The 4,228-nt window shown below is 58.3% G+C and carries 5 protein-coding genes and 1 pseudogene; 4 read left to right on the top strand and 2 right to left on the bottom strand.

Going from position 1 to position 4,228, the window contains the following annotated elements:
* The 4 genes and pseudogenes from PG883_RS22685 to PG883_RS22675 form a co-directional block, all read left to right on the top strand.
* A partial coding sequence (locus PG883_RS22685; RefSeq protein ID WP_270808306.1) for a hypothetical protein occupies positions 1-1,314 on the top strand: 1,314 nt, incomplete at its 5' end.
* Between the two features lie 254 nt (positions 1,315-1,568).
* A pseudogene (locus PG883_RS23995) lies at positions 1,569-1,754 on the top strand (cold-shock protein); the annotation flags it as partial.
* 129 nt (positions 1,755-1,883) lie between these two features.
* Positions 1,884-2,171 carry an excalibur calcium-binding domain-containing protein gene (locus PG883_RS22680; protein WP_235673822.1) on the top strand — a complete coding sequence of 96 codons (288 nt, stop codon included), beginning with the start codon at positions 1,884-1,886 and terminating at the stop codon, positions 2,169-2,171.
* A 148-nt stretch (positions 2,172-2,319) separates the two neighbouring features.
* A complete protein-coding gene (locus tag PG883_RS22675) occupies positions 2,320-2,832 on the top strand; it encodes a cold shock domain-containing protein (RefSeq protein ID WP_114523086.1) in 513 nt (170 codons plus the stop codon).
* A 384-nt stretch (positions 2,833-3,216) separates the two neighbouring features.
* On the opposite strand, the gene nadS is transcribed toward PG883_RS22675, so the two are convergent.
* Both nadS and PG883_RS22665 read right to left on the bottom strand, forming a co-directional pair.
* Positions 3,217-3,501 (bottom strand): NadS family protein, encoded by a 285-nt coding sequence (gene nadS, locus PG883_RS22670; RefSeq protein WP_114523085.1) that lies wholly within the window; start codon positions 3,499-3,501, stop codon positions 3,217-3,219.
* 1 nt (position 3,502) lies between these two features.
* Entirely contained in the window at positions 3,503-3,835 is a 333-nt protein-coding gene (locus PG883_RS22665) for a type II toxin-antitoxin system RelE/ParE family toxin (RefSeq protein WP_114523084.1), read from the bottom strand.
* Positions 3,836-4,228 lie beyond the last annotated feature (393 nt).

Here is a 4,228-nt window from a genome sequence, read left to right as displayed (position 1 = left end):
GAGTCCGATGCAGCAGAGAGCGTTTCAGAAGCTGGCAAAAAGAAGCGAGCCAGATCTCGTGTCAAGAAGCGCCTGGCCGAGCGTGCAGACGGTAGTGAACAGCTGCCGGATGACGATGAGCTTGATGCTGACGACGAGACCCCACCTCCCCCGGCCACCAGCAATGGAGGCATGTCGAGAAAACAGAAACTGGAAGCCAAGCGAGCTGCCAAGTCGTCGAGCGAGCCAGAGGTTGCTGTGGAGACCCCGGACACCCCGGTGCAGGAGGTAGCAGTCAATGTCCAGGTAGCACAGCCAGCCGTGCCGCAGGATGACAGCCCTTCACCGGCGACCCCGGAGCAAGTGGTTGCCGAACCGACCACCCCCACCCCAGAACCAGTGCAGTCGCCAAAGCCAGCTCAAGCGCCCCGCAAGGCGTCCGGTCAGGACCATCAGGACAGGGCAAGGCAGTGGCTCAGCTGGTGCAGTGCGCAGCGCAACAGCGGCGTGTTGATGTACCGGACCATCAATGACATTTCGTATCTACGAGTCGGGTTGCTGGCCAAGCACCTGCTGAAGGAGGTGGACGAGGTGATCGAGACCCTGGCGCAGGGCAAGACGATACAAGCGACCCTCGAAACAGCGGCAAGCCCAGATCGTTGCTACGTGGTCATGATGCCCAATGAGCAGGGACAGCAGGAGGAATGCTGCCAGCTCAGTATCCGTGGCCAGAAGATCATGGCCGCCGTGTCCGAGCCAAAGCGCGAGGAGCCAGACCGCCGCGAGTTTGTCTCGGTATTCGAGCGGCTTCAACGTGGGGACGAAGAGGAGCAAGTGATGGCCGTAGTAGAGACCGAAAGCACCGGGAACGCTGTTCTGCCGGACAGCCCACCAGCGCCTTCGTCCGTGGAGGACAAGGATCCCGCCCCCACACCGGTCACCCAGGTGCAGTCCAACACACCCGAGAGTGAGCAGGAGTCAGTGGTCGTGCAGGACAACAAGCCTACCCCAGATGATGACGATGACTTCGAGGAGGAAGACGAGGATATGGACGAAGAGGAGATCAACCAATCAGCCCTGTCAGCAGCATTGCACCCCATAGGTTATCGCTGGCGAGAAATCAGCGACTTTGCTGAGACCATGAAGCGGTTGAGATGGGGTCGCGGCAAGGACCGGGACGCAATGATGGAGACGGATGAGGGATTTGCTATCCGGTCTTCCTACTTCCGTGAAAATGGCGAGCACTACTTCAACTTCCCGCTCTCGGAGCTGAAGGAGTTTCGCAAAAAGATCGACGGAAAATGGTATTACGTGGTGCCACGGGAGCAGCCGTAACTCATTCAAAGTAATGACTTATAAACACCTATCCAGCGACATATCAACCGTTTCTGTGGATAAGTGCTTAAGGATACAGCAAAAGGCCACAAAACACGGGGTGTTATACACCGGCAATCTGCTCGGGAAGCCGCAGCGATACTGGTCAATCACGACCCCAGACCTGCAATGGAGCAGGCTGAATAAGTCCGTGACGGACGGGGTCAACAGCACAGTGGCATCACGAGTTAGGTGCCGATGAGAAGGAAAGAAGGATGCGTTTGAAGGGTAAGTTAGTGCGCTGGAACGGCGACAAGGGGTTCGGGTTCATCCGATGCGAGGAGAATCACGAGGAGTATTTCGTCCATATCTCGGCTTTCCCCCGAGATGGGGTGCCACCACGGATTGATGAGAGCGTGAGCTTTGAGGTAGGGAAAGGGAGAGATGGGCGTCCGCGTGCAGAGTCTGTCCACCGGGGCAATGGACCGGCACCGGTCAAAGTCCACCAGCCACATCGAGCCCCGAGCACCCCCAAGTCGCCACGTCGGCCTAATCCGCGATCTACTCGCCCGAGGTTTACCTCCCTGCTGATGAGTGTGGCGTTGCTGGCGGGTGGGTACTGGGCTGCCAAGCCATTATTGTCCGGCCAAGACACTCAACCCACCGCGCAGATGAGCCAGGTCAACTCAAGCGCTGTCGACGAGCAGCAGGATGACAACCTCGATGTCGCGGCCAGCCAATTTAGTTGCGACGGGCGAACTTATTGCTCAGAGATGGGCTCGTATGAGGAGGCCAAGTTCTTCCTCGACAACTGCCCCAACACCAAGCTCGATGGCAATCACGACGGAGAACCGTGCGAGGCGCAGTTCGGGCACTGACCACCAGGTGCCCGTCCGTTGAGGACATCGGCTGAAGGTAGGAGGCCATGCGGTGATCACCAGGCCGGGCTGGTGGGTAGCGAGATTGAGTTTTCTTCCCCGGAGAGCGGCAGTGGGCATTCGATAGGCAGTACGAGAGGGATGTGAGATGCGAACAGATGGAACAGTGGTTGTCTGGTACGACGATAAGGGGTTTGGTTTTGTCAGGGAAGCGCACACCATGCGCGAGTTTTTCTTCCATATCTCCGCCTATTGCCATGATGGCCAGCGCCCACAACTGGGGGACAAGGTGCGCTTTGGTGTACTGCAGGGACATGGGGACCGCTCGATCGCGGTGGGTGTCTGGCAACATAAGGTCAAGCCGGGGGACGAGCACATTCCGTCCGGCAAGGACAGCGATAAGCTGCCCTTCCCACACGCGAGGGACGAGCTCCGGAAGTGGCTGCGCATTACGCCCCATCGCATCGTGGTAGCCACGGCGGCACTTGCTGGCGTGCTTTACATAGTCCAACAGACGCTTGTGTTACCCGAGACGTTTCCCAATAACGCCCACGCTGGTACGGTGTTGGAAGCGGAAGCCAAAGAGTGGAGCAAGAACCTGTTCAAGGCGGAAGCTAAGACCCTGGGAGCGGCGCAACCACATAGCTCCAAGGACGATTGAGACAAGATTGAGATGACTTGGCTCCTGCACCAACATCCTCGGGCAGGAGCAATCCTTGAGATCTCCCGGTGTCGGCCGACATCCCCTCCATCATCCCACACCTGCCCGTCCGTGGCGGACCTTAGCCGCCGGAGCTCGCGCGTGCCGCCGGTGGCCACGACCAGTGCTGGAGTTCGACGAACACTTCGTCGGCCAGGAAACGCTGCAGATAACCCCCATCTCTGTCCGTGGCGGAAATTTACCTACCCACCAGCATCTTCAGCCAGGGAACACCGCAGTACCGACTGGCGTGCGACCGGGTTCTCGGGTACTCGACGCGCGTAGGGCGGGAGAAGGGATAACCTAGCCTACCTCCGCTCTGAAAGGATCAATATCATCTGGCCTTCAATGGGCCGCCAGTTCGCGGAACAGTTCGGGCCGCTCTTGAAGAAGTGCCAGCACCTTAGCAGTCAGCCCGGTTGGATTGCGGCGGCGGGTTTCCCAGCTCTTGACCGTATCCACACTGGTACCAAGCCCGATAGCAAATTCCTGCTGCGAGAGATCGAGGGCCGCACGGATCGCCTTTACATCAGCCACCTCATAGCGGGTCAATTCTGATGCCTCGCTGCGGCCCTGCTTGATGGCGATGGCCTCTTCCAGAGAGGCTTGCAACTCATTGAACATGCTCATATCAATCCTCATCTTTTAACTGTGCGGTCAGTTTCTTCAATATTGCTTTTTCCGCGGCTGTCAGGCTGGACTTCTCGCTTTTGGAATAAGCCAGCACGAGATAGATTTTTTCAGCATGAGCCAGGAAGTAAATCACTCTGGCACTGCCACTCTTCCCTTGCTGCCCAGTCGCCATCCGGACCTTACGCAAGCCACCTGTACCTTGGATCAGATCCCCCTTTTCGGGGTCGGCAATCAATTCAACCTGCAACGACTTCAATTCATCGTCAGTCGCAAGCGCCTTAATCTGCTTGGTGAAAATGGAGGTTTCGATAAACTCGATAGCGTGACTCAAGCGCCAATTACTCTCTAGGGGCCTTTAGTGGTGTACATTGTACACCTCATTATAACTGAGAGACAACGTCCCGCCACAAGAGACACGCCAGGTGCGTTGCTGACAACAGCAGAGCAATGACCCCCAGCCCTTGTCCATGGCGGAATTTGAGCGCCTAACCCGTGCCTTCAGCCTGGTGTCACCGCGGTACCGACGGGCGTGCGACCGGGTACTCGGGCCAACTCCTCGGGCAATTCACCCTGCCCCTGTCCTCGCCGGACCTCAGCCACCGGAGCTCGCGCGTGCCGCCGGTGGCCACCCCGGTGCCGGAGTTCGACGAACACTTAGATGGCCAGGAAACACTGCAGGCAACCCCGTCTCTGTCCGGGCAGGAGTTTGAGCGCCCTCACCGCG

It is taken from the genome of Aeromonas sp. QDB25, from assembly GCF_027707725.1.
Taxonomy (GTDB): Bacteria; Pseudomonadota; Gammaproteobacteria; order Enterobacterales; family Aeromonadaceae; genus Aeromonas; species Aeromonas caviae.
This window is presented reverse-complemented; position numbering and strand designations above follow the sequence as displayed.

Bases quoted from the DNA above. Each gene is read 5' to 3' on its own strand.
- PG883_RS22680 (WP_235673822.1), top strand. From the start codon at position 1,884: ATGAGTGTGGCGTTGCTGGCGGGTGGGTACTGGGCTGCCAAGCCATTA.
- PG883_RS22675 (WP_114523086.1), top strand. From the start codon at position 2,320: ATGCGAACAGATGGAACAGTGGTTGTCTGGTACGACGATAAGGGGTTT.
- nadS (WP_114523085.1), bottom strand. From the start codon at position 3,501: ATGAGCATGTTCAATGAGTTGCAAGCCTCTCTGGAAGAGGCCATCGCC.